The 16942-nt window shown below is 67.7% G+C and carries 14 protein-coding genes, 1 other RNA gene and 1 pseudogene; 11 read left to right on the top strand and 5 right to left on the bottom strand.

The features are described from left to right. Positions 1-20 precede the first annotated feature (20 nt). Positions 21-1688, top strand: a complete 1668-nt coding sequence (locus ACN469_RS11670) for an IQ calmodulin-binding motif-containing protein (RefSeq protein ID WP_498767148.1) — start codon at positions 21-23, stop codon at positions 1686-1688. 21 nt (positions 1689-1709) lie between these two features. Beyond that, positions 1710-2290 (top strand): annotated as a pseudogene (locus ACN469_RS11665) (substrate binding domain-containing protein). A 13-nt stretch (positions 2291-2303) separates the two neighbouring features. Here the strand turns inward: ACN469_RS11665 and ACN469_RS11660 are convergent. After that, entirely contained in the window at positions 2304-3245 is a 942-nt protein-coding gene (locus ACN469_RS11660; protein ID WP_498767147.1) for a hypothetical protein, read from the bottom strand. A gap of 675 nt (positions 3246-3920) precedes the next feature. On the opposite strand from ACN469_RS11660, the gene ACN469_RS11655 reads away from it, so the two are divergent. Further along, a complete protein-coding gene (locus ACN469_RS11655) occupies positions 3921-4568 on the top strand; it encodes a M12 family metallo-peptidase (protein ID WP_498767146.1) in 648 nt (215 codons plus the stop codon). Positions 4569-4632: 64 nt separating this feature from the next. On the opposite strand, the gene ACN469_RS11650 is transcribed toward ACN469_RS11655, so the two are convergent. After that, complete coding sequence (locus ACN469_RS11650) at positions 4633-5574, bottom strand: hypothetical protein (protein WP_498767145.1); 942 nt, start codon at positions 5572-5574, stop codon at positions 4633-4635. Between the two features lie 206 nt (positions 5575-5780). Between ACN469_RS11650 and ACN469_RS11645 the strand changes: the two genes are divergently transcribed. Then, complete coding sequence (locus tag ACN469_RS11645) at positions 5781-6185, top strand: hypothetical protein (protein WP_498767143.1); 405 nt, start codon at positions 5781-5783, stop codon at positions 6183-6185. A gap of 178 nt (positions 6186-6363) precedes the next feature. Here ACN469_RS11645 and ssrA read toward each other — a convergent pair. Then, positions 6364-6729, bottom strand: a transfer-messenger RNA (tmRNA) gene (gene ssrA / locus ACN469_RS11640). A 230-nt stretch (positions 6730-6959) separates the two neighbouring features. Between ssrA and ACN469_RS11635 the strand changes: the two genes are divergently transcribed. The 3 genes from ACN469_RS11635 (at position 6960) to ACN469_RS11625 (ending at position 12008) form a co-directional block, all read left to right on the top strand. Then, positions 6960-8321: a M16 family metallopeptidase gene (locus tag ACN469_RS11635; protein WP_498767141.1), complete on the top strand. Its 1362-nt coding sequence runs from the start codon at positions 6960-6962 to the stop codon at positions 8319-8321. Further along, positions 8321-9931, top strand: a complete 1611-nt coding sequence (locus tag ACN469_RS11630) for a M16 family metallopeptidase (protein WP_498767139.1) — start codon at positions 8321-8323, stop codon at positions 9929-9931. The genes ACN469_RS11635 and ACN469_RS11630 overlap by 1 nt, the downstream gene beginning before the upstream one ends. A 76-nt stretch (positions 9932-10007) precedes the next feature. After that, complete coding sequence (locus ACN469_RS11625; protein WP_498767137.1) at positions 10008-12008, top strand: OmpA family protein; 2001 nt, start codon at positions 10008-10010, stop codon at positions 12006-12008. Positions 12009-12202: 194 nt separating this feature from the next. Here the strand turns inward: ACN469_RS11625 and ACN469_RS11620 are convergent, their stop codons facing one another. Continuing rightward, positions 12203-12712, bottom strand: a complete 510-nt coding sequence (locus tag ACN469_RS11620; protein ID WP_498767299.1) for a TlpA family protein disulfide reductase — start codon at positions 12710-12712, stop codon at positions 12203-12205. A gap of 62 nt (positions 12713-12774) precedes the next feature. Next, positions 12775-13851, bottom strand: a complete 1077-nt coding sequence (locus ACN469_RS11615; RefSeq protein WP_498767135.1) for a BRcat domain-containing protein — start codon at positions 13849-13851, stop codon at positions 12775-12777. A gap of 101 nt (positions 13852-13952) precedes the next feature. On the opposite strand from ACN469_RS11615, the gene ACN469_RS11610 reads away from it, so the two are divergent. The 4 genes from ACN469_RS11610 (at position 13953) to ACN469_RS11595 (ending at position 16906) form a co-directional block, all read left to right on the top strand. Beyond that, positions 13953-14234: a hypothetical protein gene (locus tag ACN469_RS11610; RefSeq protein WP_498767133.1), complete on the top strand. Its 282-nt coding sequence runs from the start codon at positions 13953-13955 to the stop codon at positions 14232-14234. Positions 14235-14321: 87 nt separating this feature from the next. Beyond that, positions 14322-15578: a S1C family serine protease gene (locus tag ACN469_RS11605; protein WP_498767131.1), complete on the top strand. Its 1257-nt coding sequence runs from the start codon at positions 14322-14324 to the stop codon at positions 15576-15578. A gap of 145 nt (positions 15579-15723) precedes the next feature. After that, complete coding sequence (locus ACN469_RS11600) at positions 15724-15996, top strand: vegetative protein (protein ID WP_498767129.1); 273 nt, start codon at positions 15724-15726, stop codon at positions 15994-15996. A 319-nt stretch (positions 15997-16315) separates the two neighbouring features. Continuing rightward, positions 16316-16906 (top strand): hypothetical protein, encoded by a 591-nt coding sequence (locus tag ACN469_RS11595; protein WP_498767127.1) that lies wholly within the window; start codon positions 16316-16318, stop codon positions 16904-16906. Positions 16907-16942 lie beyond the last annotated feature (36 nt).

Raw genomic sequence — 16942 nt, 5'->3', positions numbered from 1 at the left:
CTTGCCGGGAGCGCTTGCCCATGAACTGCGTCGATTGCAAATGCCCCTTGGTCGGCGGTGGGCTGAAGAAGTACTGCCCCAAGTGTAGCCGCGTCTACAGGAAGATTGGCCCGGCCTACCACAAATCAGACACCATCTATCGGCCGGACTTCCAACTACAGCCCGACGTCCCAACGCGAAACCCTGGGTTCAAGACATCCATCAAGGAGGTCTTTCTGAATCCACCTGCCCCGCTCAAGCCCTTCCCGTTTCAAGATCAGGGCCACTACGGCGGCTTTGGGCTCACGCACCGGCCTCTCCTCCACTTCATCTGGCTGGGAACCCCACCGTCATCATTGAAACTCAGGGCCGCACTCGACTGGGCTCACTACCTGAAGGACACCTGGGGTGGAGTCTGCCTTTGGATTGAGCCCGACTGCTTCAAACTCTTCCAAGGAATGACGGACGGGGGGGAGGTTGAGGCGCTCGAGACCCCAGGCGGCAACGTCATCAAGCCCATCGACAAGCTGACGCGCCACGGAAGCGCGCCTGTCTACTTCGCCTTCTTCGATAAACACATCAAGGTGCTTGCGAAGTCCCTCGGCCAAGACCATCAAGCCAGGCTTCACATACTGAAGGCGGCGATTGACTTCGAGCGACAGAACAGGGCTCCCTTCTCCCTGGTCCAGGTTGCCTCCGACATCCTCCGCATCATCCTGCTTCGATACTACGGCGGCGCGTACTTCGATTTCGACGTCAGCCCCAGCAGCTACTGCCGCTCCGCGAAGCTGCCAGACCCACAGAGAATTCCCCTGGGCAAGAATGGCTTCGTCTGCCATCGCAAGGGCCCTTTGAACGAGAACGACATCATCTTCTCCGACCCCTCCGTCTCCCCGCTTGTCCTGGAGGGGCTTCTCGAAGACATGTGCAAGTTCTACGGAGTCGCTCCGAGCGCGCGAGCAGACATGCTTACGCGCCTCATGGAGTCGGAGCTCCAGGAAAGAACCCAAAGCGTGCTCGACAAGTATGAGGCCAGCAGGAACCCGAGTGGAGAGCTGCTCAATCAGCTTGCCGTGCTGGTGCAGGACGACACCCACCGAGGAGTCAAGGCGACCTATCCCAAGGCGGTCGACGACGAGGTGCTCGAATTCGTCAAGCTCTTGAACGACTCCATTGAGTCAGCGACATTCTCCGGCTTCCAGTTCCATCCATCCTCTGAGAACGAGCCCAAGTGGGAGAGGATGAAGGCGCATTTCAGCCACGAAACGCTGACAAAGCCCTTCTATTCATGGAAGGACCCTGGGGCGAGTGCCGCGCTCCAACGAATTGACGCCGTCACGACAATTCAAGCCGCCATTCGGGGTTTCCTGGTGCGAAAGCAGCGCCCGGAGCAGCCCGCGCCCCAACTCTTGCATCAGGATTCAGGCGAGGGAGAGCCCATGCACGAGGAGCCTGACCTTGATGAGAGACTCTACCGGCTGCGGCAGCCCACGAAGGCATACTCCGGAAGCACCTCCTTCAATATCCTCGAAGGGACCTTCCAGATGACCCTGGAGCGCGACAACGAGCGCTACAGCGGCATCCTCCTGAGAGATGCCCGGGTGCTTGAGTTTCGCGCCGGGAAAACGTCCAGGATGCGCGACGTCCATGCGCTGCGCGTCTTCGTTCACACGGACGTGCTCCATTTCCCATTCATCGAGCTGGCCTGAGCCCGTTCCGCCGGACGTGGAGTGCGGCGGCGATCACCCGCGCTCGTCCCCGCGCTGCCCCGCTTCCTCGCGCGCTACCCGGACCTGACGCTCCGAGACCAGGAGGTGGACCCGGTCGCCAGAGGCGCGGACGTCCACCTGCGACTGGGTCCGCTGGAGGACTCGACGCTGGTCGCGAGGAAGCTGACCCAGGCTCGACTGGTGGCCTGCGCGTCACCTCTCTACATGGAGCGCCGTGGCACTCCGACGACGCCCGAGGACCTCGCGCGCCACGACTGCCTCGGCTTCATGCGCGACGGCAAGCCCCTGCCCTGGCTCTTGTGGGAGGGCGGCACCATCGTCCCGGTGGAGCCTCACGCGGGCCTGCACATCAACCACGGAGGCGCGCTGCGGATGCTGCGCTGCTGGGGCTGGGCATCGCCTGGCTCTTCGACTTCATGGTGGGCCGAGACCTGGCCTCCGGCGCGCTCGTCGAGGTGTTGGCGGCCCACGCGGCCCAGACACGCGCCATCCACGTCCTCCACCCGCCCGACCGCCACCTGCCCTCACGCACCCGCGTGTTCCTCGACTTCGTCGCCACGCTCTTCCCGCCGGCGCGGTGAAGCGCGGCGCGGACTAGCGCATGTTCAACGCGGCGTTCAGGGCCTCCGCCGCCGCGACGGCCCAGCGCTGGCCGATGGCGACATAGCCGGGCGCGTGGATGAAGGGCGGAAGGTCCTCCCGGGACCTGCGGTCGTGGTCCATGTTCAAGGGCATGGCGTCCTGCGAGGCCCTCGCCAGCCGCACCGCCCGCCACGACGCGCCCGCGGCCTCCAGGACCCGCAGGTAGTCGTCCCGCTCCAGCCAGCGCGCGGCATTCTCCAGGAAGACGGGCCGCATCGCCCGCGTCGCCGGTTGGACGGGGTGCTCCTGCTTGGCCCGCCGGCGATATTCCTTCAGCTCCTCCTGGCGCAGCGCGATGAGCCGCTCCCGGAAGGAGTCCTCCGTGTCCTCCATGAGCTCCAACGTGGCGCGCCCTTGCTTCGCATAGAACATGTCCGTCGCGTCATCCGCTCGGGCCCTGGCTTCCACGAACGCGACGTAGTCTCGGGTGGCCGCAAGCAGCGCCCGCTCCGTCTCTTCCAGGGGCTTTATCGTCGCCGGCCGTGACTCCTCCGGCACCACGACGAAGCACTCCTCATAGGGTCCGCTCAGGCCTCGTGGGTCGAGGCTCGAGTGCTTGTAGCGGTACCAGACGACGCGCTCCGGGAAGACGAGGGCGAGCTCCGGCAACGGGGGCTGTCGCGGTGGCGGCGTGTGGAGCGCCCAGTCCCCCGGGTCGACGGTGCTCAGCGTCCGGATCGCTTGCAGGCCTCGCGCCCGCTGGCGCTCCAGCCATGCGTAGAACGAGGGCTCGAAATCCCCATCGAACTCGAAGCCGCGAAAGACGTCCTGCTCCCTCCTCGCCACGCCCACCCACGGGTCGTCGAGCACCAGCGCTCGCAAGTCGAGTCCGCCGAGCCGCGCATTGCCGACGATGACGGCCTGCCATGCATAGAGGTGGATCGAGACGAGCATTGCCCTACCATCCCGAGCCCTCACGCCGCTGGCAAGCCCCCAGGTGCCGTACGGCTCCGCGGGTTGAGCACCTGCCTGTGAAGGCGAATCACAGCTCACTTGATGAGCCTCCTTGAAGCATGCGTTTCCAAGCGAGGAGTGATTCGTGAAGAACTTCGAGCAGCGGCGCGACGTCTCCGGAGTCGAGCATTCCACCACCGGGGACGAGCGGACCGACGGAGGTGCTCCGGAGTCCCCTTCCCCACATCCACGAGTGGCCGCCCTGCAAGCAATGGGGGCGAGGCTCAATCAGGGTCCACGCGAGTCGGCGTTCCCTCGGGACGCGCGGGCGTTACGTCAGGACGCCGGGGGGGCGTCTCTCTCTGAGCTCCTGTCGGGACTGGCTCGGAGCAGTGGATGGCACGCGCCTTGCCATGCAACTCACCGCTCCTCCTTTCTCCCCCGAGCCGACCATGTCTGAGTATGCAGGGAGTCGTCGAAGTGCGTCCCTGGATGCGTTGTTTGTCGAGACGCCCAAGTCCACGCTGCTTGAGTCCAGGAAGCAGCCGGAGGTCGGCAAGCCGCTCAAGAAGTCGAGCCCGCAGCAGAAGGCGCTGCTCAACCGCCTGATGGCGATGCACCCCGTCGACCACCTGTTGATGGGCGCCTCCGAACATCCGCGACTGCATCCAGGAGATGAACGAGGCGTTCCGTCTCAGTGGCGTCACCGTGAGAGGGCGACTGGTGGCCATCGAGCGGTTTTCGCCTCCGCCGCCCTTCATCAGCACCGGAATGTACCGGGACGCGTTGCTGGGAGAGCCGGCGAGCGAAGGGGAGCGCGAGCGCCGCCGGCAGGAGCCCATCCCGAGGGGCATGGATGACTACTACGGGACCATCCGAGACAGGTGCCTGACGCTCCGGGAGCGCTACCTGCCGCACGTCACCCTCTTCGTGGCGGGGAACCTTGGAGACCCCATCAGCGGAGGCATTGGCGTCACGCACTGGGACGAGTCCATCGTGGTGGTGCCAGCCGCCAAGCTCCTGGATGAGCACGCGCCCGCGCACGAGATAGGTCACCTCTTTGGGTGTGAGCACAACCGGGAGGCCGTCACGGTGCGCATGGGCGCATCCTGCTACGGCTACATCGCCGACCACTGGCGCACCATCATGGCCTACAACACCACCTATCCCCCACGCAGGGTCCCCGTCATCGGACGCTTCAGCAATCCCAACGTCATCTACGACGATGAAGTGAACCCGCCGCACGTCACGGGTGACGAGGGCGCGAACAACGTCGCGCAAATCAATACATTTGCTCCGACGATTCTCGGGATTCGCGGCTGAGGATGCACCCGCCCTTAGGATGGAGGAGCCCGAAGCCACGCTGCTGATGTAGAGGCGGGTTTTCTCAAGGCAACCAGCCCCGAGCCTTCAGGGCTGGCTGGAGACTCCGTCCATGCCGAGGGTGCGCCGCGAGCCAGGTCTCTCCCGATGCGCGCCCCGCGACGAGCACCTCGCATCCCTCCCAGACTCCCGCGCGGTAGGACGTCCCTGGCTCCAGCCCCTCGAGGACCGTGAGGCCGGGAGCCTCCACATCCAGTTCCGAGAGCGGCACCGACAGGGACCAGGACGTCCCAGGCAATTTCGGGAGGCTCACCGCCTCCACGTGGCGCGCGGCGAGCCACTCGATGAGGGCTTCATAGCGCGCATGAGCGAAGCGTGTTCCAGCCGAGGTGGCGAAGGGGCGCTCGGGGACGACCCAGAAGGCATCCGCCAGTTGCACCGTCGAGGGCGACAGAAAGGGGAACGGACGGGAGAGCCCCGGCAAGGTCTCCACCTCGGGCTTGCACACCACGGTCGTCGAGTACCACCCACCCACACCCAGCAAGACCAGCGCGTGGCCCACACAGGGCAGGTAGCCGGGGAAGCGCGGACGCACGGTCCCCTCGTTCGCGGAGATGCCCAGCACGGGTGGGTCGGTGACGTCGGGCTCCGACTCGTCGGTGATGGAGAAGCCCACGCCTCCCGTGTCGGTCTCCACGAGCCGGAAGCGCCGAGGCAGGTCCGAGAGCGTGAGCTGAAACCCGTCACCCCGTGAGCGCCACGTCTTCAGGTACCGCTCCGCCTGACCAGGACCGCGCGCCAGCTCGGGGTCTCCGACCGAGTCGGCGAAGAGCGAAGACCAGCCGATGACCTCCCAGAAGGCTCGGAGGTGAGCGGACTCCTCCGGCCCCAGGGGGACGTCGCGTCGCATGGGGCCATAGCTCGGCCGGAAACGCTCCAGCAGCGCCCGCAGGCGGAGGGCCTCCTCGCGAATCACGTCGGGGGGTGGGGGCGTGAGCGGGGTCATACCGAGACAGGCTCCTGGGAACCGGGCAGCACGAGGCTTCGCACGCGTCCGGAGTGGTTGGAGTTGGGGTGTCCGCGAAGCGCACCCGCAGGACAGCAGCTTCTCTCGTCAGGTCATGGACATACCATGGGGAGACGCAGGCAGATGCATTCATCTTGTCATTGCAATAGACTGGCTTCTGTTCCACTCACCCGACGAGGCCACTCATGAAGCACTCTCTTGCTGTGACGGCGGTGTTGCTCAGCCTCTCTCTGCTGGGCTGTGGCGGTCCGGTTTCCGAGCCTGCGCTGGAGCCAGAGGCGGTGTCAGAGAGCGGCGAGTCCTCGACGGTCTCCCAGTTTGGTACGTGTACGGCGCAGTGTTCGGGAGGCCAGACAGTCTCCTGCTCCGGCAACACCTGTTCCCAGACGGACTACCAGGGCGTGACGTGCGACGGTGTGTTCACCGCCTGCCCGTCTTCCCCAGCGTGCACGGGCCACATTTCTTGCAGCGTGCTGGTGGGCAAGCGTTGCTTCATCGAAGGCGAAACGCAGCCCTGCTGCGACGGCGCCTCCACCACTGAGCTCTATTGCGCGTATTACAACAACAACAGATTCATCTGGGTGCACTGACGAGCCTCCAGGGACTTGGGGCCCTCACGTGCTCGCCATGGCGCTCGTCGCGCGTAGCGAGGACGCTGGCATCTCTGTGTATTGATGGCCGTCACGCTCACGCTGGCGCGAGGCGGTGCCCCAGCTCCACGGCCAAAGAAAAAGCCCAGCAACCTCACGGCTGCTGGGCTTCTCACTGCTGTGGAGGCGGAGGGAATCGAACCCTCGTCCGAAAGCCTTCGGTTCTTCGACCCTACGTGCGTAGTCCGCGATTTGCTACGTCCTCAGGACTCCCACGGACGGGATTCCTGAAGCCGGTCCTGGAAAGATCTCGCCACCTCGGGCCCAGGCACCCTTGGCAGCCAGCCCGCATTATGACGGTCGATCCCAACCCCACGGGCCGAGAGCGGGGGGACCGCGCACTAACAGCTGTTTTTAGGCAGCCAGCGCGAGCTCAACGTTGTCGTTGGCTTTTGTGTCTTTGCCGGGTTGGATTTACGAGCTACCTGACAAGCTCGGCACGCGTCTCGAACTTCTATGCCCCCGTCGAAACCGGGTCGCCCCCGGGGTGTTGACTGACTGCCTGCTGCTCTTGCGGCCACCGCTTCGACCGCGTCTTCCTCACATTAACCGCTGACGGCCGCGCGTCAATCCTCCTGAGCGTCCACCGCCTCACCTTCTCGCACGAAGGCGGACACTCGGCCTGGAAGTCGCTTCCCCTCCAGCTTCGCCGTCGTAGGGTCGCCTCCCCGCTCGGACAGCCCTCGCGCTCCCCAGCGGCCACGAGGACCCCGAATGAGACGACTGCTTCCCCTCCTCCTGCTCGTACTGGGCACCGCGCTCCCCGCGCTGGCGCAGAAGAGCGCCGCCACCCAGTCCTTCCCGTACACCCTCCAGACGGACAAGCTCCCCAACGGCCTCACCGTCGTGCGCGTGCCCTACCCGTCCCAGGGAATCATCGCGTACGTCACCGTGGTGCGCGTCGGCTCACGCAATGAAGTCGAGGCCGGCAAGACGGGCTTCGCCCACTTCTTCGAGCACATGATGTTCAAGGGGACGAAGCGTCACCCCGAAGGCGAGCGCGAGCGCATCCTCGGCACGTTCGGCTTCGACGACAACGCCTTCACCACCGACGACATCACCCTCTACTACTCGTACGGACCGACGGCGGGGCTGCCCCAGCTCATCGACATCGAGGCGGACCGCTTCCGCAACCTTGAGTACTCCGAGCCGTCCTTCCGCACCGAGGCCCTCGCGGTGCTCGGCGAGTACCACAAGAACGCCGCGGCCCCGTACCTCAAGATGGAGGAGACGCTCAACGCCGCCGCCTTCACCAAGCACACGTACCGCCACACCACGCTCGGCTTCTACGACGACATCAAGGCCATGCCGGAGGCCTACCAGTACAGCCGCGACTTCTTCGAGCGCTGGTACACCCCCGACAACGCCATGCTCTTCATCGTCGGCGACTTCGATGACGCCCAGGTGATGAAGCTGGTGCGTGAGCACTACGGCCCGTGGAACCGCAAGACGTCCACCATCACCGTCCCCACCGAGCCCCCGCAGACGCAGCCGCGCACCGCCCACGTCGACTGGCCCCAGCCCACGCAGCCGCGCCAGGTGCTCGCGTGGCACACGCCCGCCGCGTCCGCCAACACCGCCGACTCCGCCCTCCAGACGGTCCTCGTCGCCTACCTCGTCGGCCCCACCAGCCCCGCCTACAAGCAGCTCGTCCTCGAGAAGCAGCTCGTCGAGTCCATCGGCAGCGACTACTCCGAGCACCGCGACCCGCACCTCTTCACCCTCACCGCCACCCTCAAGGACGAGAAGGACCGAGACCGCGTGCGCCTGGCCCTGCTCAAGGAGGTCAGCAACCTGGCCGCCGGCAAGGTCGACGCCGCCCGCGTCAAGGCCATCCAGGACAACGCGCGCTACGGCGCCCTGATGGCCCTCCAGACGCCGCGCGAGGTCGGCATCCAGCTCGGCTGGTACGCCGGCATCCTCGGGACTCCGGATGGCTTCCAGCGCCAGCTCGCGAACCTGGCCAAGGTGACGCCCGCGCAGCTCTCCGACTTCACCAAGCGCCACCTCAAGGCCACCAACCTCACCCAGCTCAGCCTCACCCCCAAGGTCGATGCCGCCGGAGGGACGAAGTGATGAACGCCAAGGCCCTGCTGTCCCTCACCGCCCTCTTGTCCCTCGCCGGTTGCGCCTCCACGCAGAAGTCCGCGCCCGAGACGACGCCTCCTCCCGCGACGGAGACTCCGGCCACGCCTCCCGCCGCCGAGAAGACCCCGGCGGCGCCGAAGGAAGTGCCCGCAGCCCCGTTGAAGCAGCCCAAGCCGCTGGAGCTGGTGGTCCTCGCCCGCCCGGACACGCCCATCGTCACCTTCCGGCTCGTCTTCCACACGGGCTCCATCGATGACCCGAAGGGCAAGGAAGGCCTCACCGCGCTCACCGCCTCGCTGATGGCCGAGGGCGGCACGCAGAAGCTCACCTCCGCGCAGCTGCTGGAAGCGCTCTTCCCCATGGCCGCCGAGCTGGAGGCCTCCACGGACAAGGAGTTCACCACCTTCTCCGGCCGCGTCCACAAGGACTTCCTGCCGCGCTACCTGGACATCTTCACCGACGTGCTGCTCGCGCCCCGCCTGGACACGTCCGAGCTGGAGCGCCTGCGCGCCAACGCCGTCAGCGACGTGGAGAACAGCCTGCGCAGCGCCAACGACGAGGGGCTCGGCAAGGTCGCGCTCGATGCGCTCATCTACAAGGACCACCCCTACGCGCACTACACCGGCGGCACCGTGCAGGGCCTCAAGTCCATCACCCTGGATGACGTGAAGGCCCACGCCCAGCGCGTCTTCACTCAGGACCGGCTCGTCGTCGGCCTCGCGGGAGCAGTGGACGATACGCTCAAGCAGGCGCTGCTCTCGCGCCTGGGCACCCTGCCCGCCACCGGCGCGCCTCGCGTGACGCTTCCCACCCTGCCCACCACGTCGGGCCGCGCCGTCATCATCCAGAAGCAGACACTCTCCACCGCCGTCAGCATGGGCTACGTCAACCCGGTGCGCCGAGGTGACGCGGACTTCTTCCCGCTGGCCTTCGCGCTCACCCACCTGGGCGAACACCGTCAGTCCATCGGCCTGCTCTTCAACGAGCTGCGCGAGAAGCGCGGCCTCAACTACGGCGACTACGCCTACGCCGAGCACTTCATCGAGGACCCGGGCACCACGTACAACCGCACCAACATCGCGCGCACCCAGCAGGACCTCACCCTGTGGATTCGCCCGGTGGAGCCCGGCAACGCGATGTTCGCCACGCGCGGCGCGGTGTACTTCCTGGACCAGCTCGTCAAGGAGCCCATCCCCCAGGAGCGCTTCGACTTGATGCGCGGCTTCCTCCAGGGCTACTCGCGCCTCTGGGAGCAGACCGACCCGCGCCGGCTGGGCTACGCCATCGACTCGCTCTTCTACGGCACGCCTGACTTCCTGGAGCAGTACCGCCAGGCGCTCACGAAGATGACGCCCCAGTCCGTGCAGGAGGTGCTGCGCCGCCGCCTCCACCCCACGGGCCTCAACTTCGCCTTCGTCACCCAGGACGCGGAAGGCCTCGCCAACGCCCTGCGCTCCGGCCAGCCGTCGCCCATCACCTACGCGTCCGACAAGTCCCAGGAGCTGCTGGACCTGGACAAGGTCATCGTCCCCTACAAGCTCCCCGTGAGCCCGGACGCCATCACCGTCATTCCCGCGCAGTCCTTCATGGAGAAGTAGCGCAGGGCTGTATTTCGGCCCGAGGGGTGGGTCATTTGTTTCCGCCCCTCGGGACCGGATGGTATGAGCTGCCATCATGCGAGGCACCAGCTCCGGCCACTCTCCACGGTGGCGGCCCCTGAGCGGTTCCGCCGTCCGACTCGTCCTGATGAGCCTGCTGTTGGCCTCGGCGACGGTCCACGCGGAACACGACCCCTTCTCCCGAGGCTTCGACGCCGTTCCCGTCAAGCCCACACCCGCGCAGAACAGCGGCATCGCGCTGGAGGGCACTGGTAGCAACGAGCCCGTCGGCAGCTTCCGCGGCGCGCTGCTGTTCGACTTCAACTGGCGCATCCTCGCCCTGAAGGATGGCGAGGAGAAGCTGGCCGACCTGCTGCCGTACCGGCTCGATGCCCACCTGCTCTTCGCCTACCAGCTCCACGAGCGGTTGGAGCTGGGCATCGACCTGCCCTTCACCCTTCTCCAGGGCGACAACTTCCACCTGCTGGGTGAAGTGCTGGGGGCCCCGAACTTCCCGGGCGCCGCCGGGGTGAGTCGCACCACGCTGGGCGACCTCCGCCTGGTGCCGCGCGTCCACCTGCTGGACCGCGAGAAGTTCCCCGTGGGCCTTTCGCTCATCGCGGAGGTCCGCGCGCCGACAGGTGACGCGGACAGCTTCACGGGCGAGCGGGGCTTCGTCTTCGCGCCGCGCCTCGCGGTGGAGCAGCGCTTCGAGGTGCTGCCCATCCCCCTCCGCGTGGTGGGCAACGTGGGCGTGAAGCTGCGCAAGCATGCGCAGTACCTGAATCTGTTGGTGGACGACGAGCTGACGCTCGGCGCTGGCGTCATCGGCGAGCTGCCCAACCTGGGCCGCTTCACGGACGTGCAGGCCACGGCGGAGATGCACCTGGGCACGCCGCTGGTGCGCCCCTTCAACTTCGACCAGTCCGACTCGCTCAAGACGCCGTGGGAGCTGCTCGTCGGCGCCCGCGCGAAAATCTGGGGCAACTGGGGGCTGGAGCTGAACGTGGGCCGTGGCCTCAACCTCTCCAGCGGCTACGGGCGCGAGGCCCTGCGCGTGATGTTCGGGCTGCGCTACGACGAGCGCTTCCAGGACTCGGATGGCGACAACGTGCCCGACGTGAGGGACCGCTGCCCCAACGAGGCCGAGGACAAGGACGGCTTCCAGGACAGCGACGGCTGCCCCGACCCGGACAACGACGGCGACGGCGTGGTGGACGGCGAGGACAGCTGCCCCGACGTGAAGGGGCTCAAGGAGCGCAAGGGCTGCCCCGAGGTGGACACCGACGGCGACGGCATCACCGACGAGTTCGACAAGTGCCCGGACAAGCCCGGCCCCAAGGACTACGACGGCTGCCCGGACACCGACGGCGACGAGGTGCCCGACAACGAGGACGACTGCCCCGAGCAGTTCGGACCGCCGGAGAACAACGGCTGCCCGTTCGACTCTCCGCCGTACGTGTTCGTCGAGTCGGACCGCATCCGCATCAAGGGCAACGTGCTCTTCGAGACGGGCTCCGCCGTCATCCAGAAGCGCTCCTACCCGCTGCTGGACGAGGTGGCGACGGTGCTCCGGAAGAACCCCACGCTGGGTCCGGTGCTCATCGAAGGCCACACGGACAACAAGGGCTCGCGGCAGCTCAACATGGGCCTGTCCGACAAGCGCGCGCGCTCGGTGCTCGACTACCTGGTGTCCAAGAGCATCGACCGCAAGCGACTGAGCTCCGCGGGCTTCGGCTTCGACAGGCCCATCGCCACCAACGACACCGCGCTGGGTCGCGCGAAGAACCGCCGCGTCGACTTCAAGCTCGTGCGCTCCGAAGTGGAGACCGAGGGTCGGGAGACCGTCGTCCCGGCGGGGCAGCAGCCTCCCGCTGGCAAGCCCTCGGGCACGACGACGCCTCCGGCCACGGACACCAAGCCGGCGACGACTCCAGCAACGCCGGCTCCCGCCTCGAAGCCTCCAGCAACGGACGCAAAGCCGGCGACGACTCCAACCACGCCGGCTCCCGCCCCGAAGCCTCCGGCCACGGACGCAAAGCCGGCCACGACTCCGCCACCGACGCCCGGCAAGTAGTCGGGCCACTCACCGACGAGAACCGAGGCGCCCCTGCCCCACGAGGACAGCGGCGCCTTTCTCATGCGCGTTGTCGGGTCGCGATGGTGGGATGGAGCATCTCTCAGCCCCACGGACATCGGTGCCGGAAGCAGGCGCGCCCGGCGGCCACGCCTCGCGACGGTGTTGTTCCGTCACGATGGCCGCGAGCACCGCTACTGCTTGAGGGCCCGCTCGATGCGACGGCGCAGGGCGTCCTCGGACAGGGCACCTCGCTGCGCGTCCGTCACCTTGCCCTCGCGGTCCAGGAAGTAGAGCGTCGGCAGCGCGTTGACCTGGAAGGCCCGCGCCACGTCGTCCCCGGCATACACCACGTAGGGCTTCAAGTCGGGAAGGTGGCGCTGCATGAAGTTGTCCACCAGCTTGGGCGCCATGTCCCCGTCATCCCGACTGGCCGCCAGGAAGACGAGCCCCTGGGACTCGTACTCCTTCGCCAGCTTCACCAGCGCCGGCATCTCCTCGCGACACGGCGGACACCACGTCGCCCAGAAGTCCAGCATCACCACCTGGCCCCGGAGGTCCTCCAGCTTCAGCACGCCACCTTCGTGACGCTGAAGCTCGAACGAGGGCGTGGCCGAGCCATCCGGAACCAGCTGCGAGCGCCGGGCCTCCAGCACACCCAGGTACACCACGCCCGCCAACCCCAGCCCGGCAATCAGGGCCATGAACAGCTTCGTCCCGCCGCCTGTCGGCCTCGCGGGCGGCGGCGCGCCGATTCCTTCCTGCGTCACGAGAATCCACTCCTGGTCAGGCGGTCATGCACCTGACGCAACACCCAGCGCACTCCGCTTCGGGCCACCGGTCTCCGCGACACCCACCGCGCCACGTCCGGACCCCAGCGATAGTAGCCACGGATGAACCCTCGCCCGAGCGGGCTCTTCCGCAGAACGTCGTCCCGGTACGCTCGGAAGGCCACCAGCTCCGGCGCGCCCTCGCCAAACGCCACCGTCGCCACGAAGCACGACGACGCGGGGCTCACCCACATGAGCCGCTGGTTGGTGAGGTTCACCACCACCTTCAGCTCCCGCGCCTCCGTGTAGAGGAACGCGAGCAAGTCCCTGCGCGCGGCGGGGAACTCCTGCCCACCAGCTTCTTCGAACTCGATGCGCGAGGAGTTGGTGGTGCCCACCTCGTCCACCGTGAAGAAGTAGCGCTTCGAGCTGCGGCGGACCTCCACCTCCAGCCCTCGCAGCTCGCCAAAGTACGCCAGGAACGGCGTGCCGCACACCGGGCAGACGAAGCGGTTGTACGCGTGGCTCGTCAGGAAGGCGTAGTCGCCCACGCGCTTGCAGCCCGTGTTGGGACACACGAGCTTCACGCTCGCCTGCGGCGCGGGCCGGGGGTCATACCGCGAGCCCCCCGACGGCTTGTCGAACACCGCGGGGGGACGCGGCGGCGCAGTCACCAGGTGCCGCGTCGGATGCGCGGCCCGCTCCAGCTCCAGCGCGCGTCGCCAGGCCGTCTCGGCCGCCTCCAGTCGCCCGCTCGCGGTGTGGCACAGCGCCTCGCCATGCGCGAGCAGCGCGGCCACCAGTTTATCCAGCGCGGGCGCCATCGAAGGGTCGCGCCCCGCCGCCAGCGCCTCCGCCAGCACCCGCTCCATCTCCGGCAGCAACGCCTGCGCCGCCTGACGTGAGGGGTCCTCCGCGCGGCGATACACCGGCGGCTCGGGAATCCGACTGAACAACGACGACGCGGCGGCCCGGACGCGCTCCACCACCGCGTCTCCACGCCCCACGTCCAGCTGTGCCGCCTTGGCTCGGGCGGCCTGAAAGAGCTCTTCGGGCTGCAAGGCGGCGGACATTAAGGGCACGGAGTCGCCCTGTCAGCGCGGATCACATACACGCGGTCGGAAACTCGCCACCCCACTTCGTCCGATGTAAGAAGACGTAGGAGGCTGTGAGCATGGGAGCTTTGAAGTTCATCGTCTGGACGGTCTGCGCGGTGGGGCTCGGCATCTTCCTGTCGACGGGAGAGGTGGACGGCCGCACGCCCTTGCAGCACATGGAGCGGACCTGGAAGCGCACCGTGAAGCCGGACACCATGGACCGGATGAAGGACGGGCTGGAGGACGCCTACGAGGACGCGAAGGGCGCTGTCTCCCGCACGACGCCCGCCGCCCCGCGCGAGCGCATCAGCGCGGAGGACCGGGCAGCGGTCAACCGCATCATCGCGCAGAAGAAGTAGCCTGGCCGACAGGTCCGCTTCCGCGACAGGTCTCCCCTCCCTAGGTTGCGTGGGTGGTCGGGTGGTCGGTCGGGGCGGAGGCGGGGCATGGGCAGGGCTCCTTTCATCAAGAGTGTCGTCATCCTCACCGCGCTGGCGTGCGCGCTGGCGACCCCAGCGCAGGCCGCCGGGCGCGGTCGCGGACGTCTGTGGCTCGAGGCCCAGAACCGTTCGCTGGACAACCAGCGGGCCACGCTGAGTGACGTGGCTCGCAAGGCGATGCCGTCGGTCGTCTCCATCACCACCCGACAGCTGACGGAGGAAGCCGCCGTGTCGGGCGAGGAGCCGCAGAAGGGCATCGGCTCCGGCTTCATCATCCACGCCGACGGCTACATCCTCACCAGCGCCCACGTGGTGGAGGGCGCGTCGGAGGTCGTCGTCTCGGTGATGCACCCTCGCGGCTATGCGGAGGAGTACGTCGCGCGCGTGGTGGGCGAGGACGCGCGCACCGACTGCGCGCTGCTGAAGATTGAAGCCCCGCGCCGGCTGCCGGTGCTGCGGCTGGCGTCCGCGTCGCACGTGCGCTCGGCGGACTGGATTGTCGTCATCGGCAACCCGTTCGGCCTGTCGCACTCCGTGACGGTGGGCGTGGTCAGCTACATGGGCCGCACCGACGTGACGCCCAACGGCCGCGACGGTGACTTCGACTACATGCAGATGGACGCGTCCATCAACCCGGGCAACTCCGGGGGCCCCGTGCTCGACTTGCACGGCGACGTGGTGGCGGTGGCCAACGCCGTCAACGTGGCGGGCCAGGGCATCGGCTTCGCCATCCCCATCGACATCGCGAAGACGGTGATTCCGCAGCTGCGGGCCCACGGCCGCGTGCGCCGGGGCTGGCTGGGCATCAGCGTGCAGGACTACTCGCCCGAGGTCGCCGAGCAATTCAACCTGGGCCTCGGCCAGGGCGTGGTGGTGACGGAGGTGGTGGAGGGCGGCCCGGGAGAGCGCGCGGGCCTGCTCCACGGCGACGTCATCGTCGGGCTCGACACGCGGAACGTGCGGCGGGCGCACACCTTGCGCTGGCAGGTGGCGGCCCGGGGCGTGGGCCACGACGTGCGGCTGCGCATCCACCGGCTGGGCAAGCCGATGCGGCTCAAGGTCCGGCTGGAAGAGATGCCGAGCGAGGAAGCTCCCGCCCCCACCCTGGCCTCCCGACGGCAGGGGCGGCGGCCCACTCGGGGCCATTCCTCCGTGCTGGATGACCTGCTGTCGCCCGTTCCCAGGTCGAAGACGCTCCCGCCCACGGCCCCGGAAGTCGAGCCGGCCGCCCCGGGTTCCGAGGACGGCGCACCGGCGCCTTGACTCCCGCGCGGACACCGGTCTTCCGGCGTCTCCTTGCGTTCGGGTGGCATGGGCGCTAGACAGTGCGCCTTTTTCGTACCCGGCGGATGGTCCACGTGTTCGTGGCGCCGAGGTACCCGCATCGTTTCGCAGGAGAGGTTCCACAATGGCCGAGGCCACCCCGACGACCCAGAAGAAGCTCACCCACTGGCCCCGCACCGCCAAGGGCAGTGGCAAGAAGGCGTGCTCCGTGGAGGGCTGCAAGCGCCCCTACCGCGCCAAGAGCTACTGCTTCTTCCACTTCAAGCAGTGGCGCCAGGGCGACCTGCCCCACTCGCGCTACCGCACCTGCTCCAAGGACGGATGCCGCGTCAAGACGCTCAAGGCCGGCCTGTGCGAGAAGCACTACGGCGAGACGTACAAGAAGGACGCGGCGTAAGTCCCGCGCCGTCGTGCTCGCAGCGGCGCCGGGGTCTTCTCCTCCCTGACTGAATCCCCAGGGAGAAGTGCCCCGCGCCACCGCGCGACCTGATTGCTTGAAGGCCGTGAGCCACCGCTCCGCCTCGCACCGGGTCAGCTTCACCCGCCTCCACATCCGCTCCAGCTCGTCGACTCAGGTGCGAGTCGTGGTGCCAACCACGCACACTCCTGGGACCTCGAGTGCGTCGGGTGCGGAACAACGGGGAGTTGCACCCCAGGACGCATGCCTCCGAGTTTAGCTGGTTGATCCTGGTGCGGATCGGTATATTCCCGCCGGTATGCGTCGCTGGCTCCCTGGGTTGCTCCTCTCGCTCGTCTCCGTGCTCACCGCTTGTGGCGGTGCGGGCACGCCCGTGCGCGCGACCATGAGTGCCCGTCAGGCGCTGTCGCATCCGCCAGAGTTCCTGGAGTTCGAGTCCCCCGCGACGCGCCTCGAGATGTTCCGCGAGGTGGCCCGTCAGTCGGACCTGGAGGCCGGGCAGGCGGCGCAGGCGCTGGTGCTCTTCCCCATCAGCCAGCACGGTGAGCTGCTCGCCGCGCCCGGCTTCGACTCACGCATGGACCTGTTCCAGGCGCCTGACGCGGGCAAGGGCATCGAGTTGGTGCTGGAGGCTCGCGCCGCGGAGCGCTGGCCGGAAGATCGGCGTGAGAGCCTGCAGGGACTGTCCGAGCGTGAGGCGGCGGAGCTGGTGGCTCGCACGCTGCTCGCGCACTGGGGCATCCAGCCGGAGAGCGCGGTCCAGGTGGACCGGGCGTCCGGGGCTCCTTACGCGGTCGCCTACGTGGACGGCGTGCTGCGCGTCAACCCGGCGTTCCTCTACCTGGCGGCGGCCTACGGTCCTGCTTCCATGCCGGCCACGCTCCAGTAGAGTCCCGCGCCTCAGCAACAGGCCCACCCATCTCTC

The organism is Corallococcus terminator (genome assembly GCF_049194865.1).
Classification (GTDB): domain Bacteria; phylum Myxococcota; class Myxococcia; order Myxococcales; family Myxococcaceae; genus Myxococcus; species Myxococcus terminator_A.
The sequence above is the reverse complement of the archived record's forward strand: the minus strand, read 5'-3'. Positions and strand labels throughout refer to the sequence as shown.

Coding starts and splice junctions, on each gene's coding strand:
- ACN469_RS11600 (WP_498767129.1), top strand. CDS start 15,724: ATGGCCGAGGCCACCCCGACGACCCAGAAGAAGCTCACCCACTGGCCC.
- ACN469_RS11670 (WP_498767148.1), top strand. CDS start 21: ATGAACTGCGTCGATTGCAAATGCCCCTTGGTCGGCGGTGGGCTGAAG.
- ACN469_RS11605 (WP_498767131.1), top strand. CDS start 14,322: ATGGGCAGGGCTCCTTTCATCAAGAGTGTCGTCATCCTCACCGCGCTG.
- ACN469_RS11610 (WP_498767133.1), top strand. CDS start 13,953: ATGGGAGCTTTGAAGTTCATCGTCTGGACGGTCTGCGCGGTGGGGCTC.
- ACN469_RS11625 (WP_498767137.1), top strand. CDS start 10,008: ATGCGAGGCACCAGCTCCGGCCACTCTCCACGGTGGCGGCCCCTGAGC.
- ACN469_RS11595 (WP_498767127.1), top strand. CDS start 16,316: ATGCGTCGCTGGCTCCCTGGGTTGCTCCTCTCGCTCGTCTCCGTGCTC.
- ACN469_RS11630 (WP_498767139.1), top strand. CDS start 8,321: ATGAACGCCAAGGCCCTGCTGTCCCTCACCGCCCTCTTGTCCCTCGCC.
- ACN469_RS11620 (WP_498767299.1), bottom strand. CDS start 12,712: ATGGCCCTGATTGCCGGGCTGGGGTTGGCGGGCGTGGTGTACCTGGGT.
- ACN469_RS11655 (WP_498767146.1), top strand. CDS start 3,921: ATGAACGAGGCGTTCCGTCTCAGTGGCGTCACCGTGAGAGGGCGACTG.
- ACN469_RS11650 (WP_498767145.1), bottom strand. CDS start 5,574: ATGACCCCGCTCACGCCCCCACCCCCCGACGTGATTCGCGAGGAGGCC.
- ACN469_RS11645 (WP_498767143.1), top strand. CDS start 5,781: ATGAAGCACTCTCTTGCTGTGACGGCGGTGTTGCTCAGCCTCTCTCTG.
- ACN469_RS11635 (WP_498767141.1), top strand. CDS start 6,960: ATGAGACGACTGCTTCCCCTCCTCCTGCTCGTACTGGGCACCGCGCTC.
- ACN469_RS11615 (WP_498767135.1), bottom strand. CDS start 13,851: ATGTCCGCCGCCTTGCAGCCCGAAGAGCTCTTTCAGGCCGCCCGAGCC.
- ACN469_RS11660 (WP_498767147.1), bottom strand. CDS start 3,245: ATGCTCGTCTCGATCCACCTCTATGCATGGCAGGCCGTCATCGTCGGC.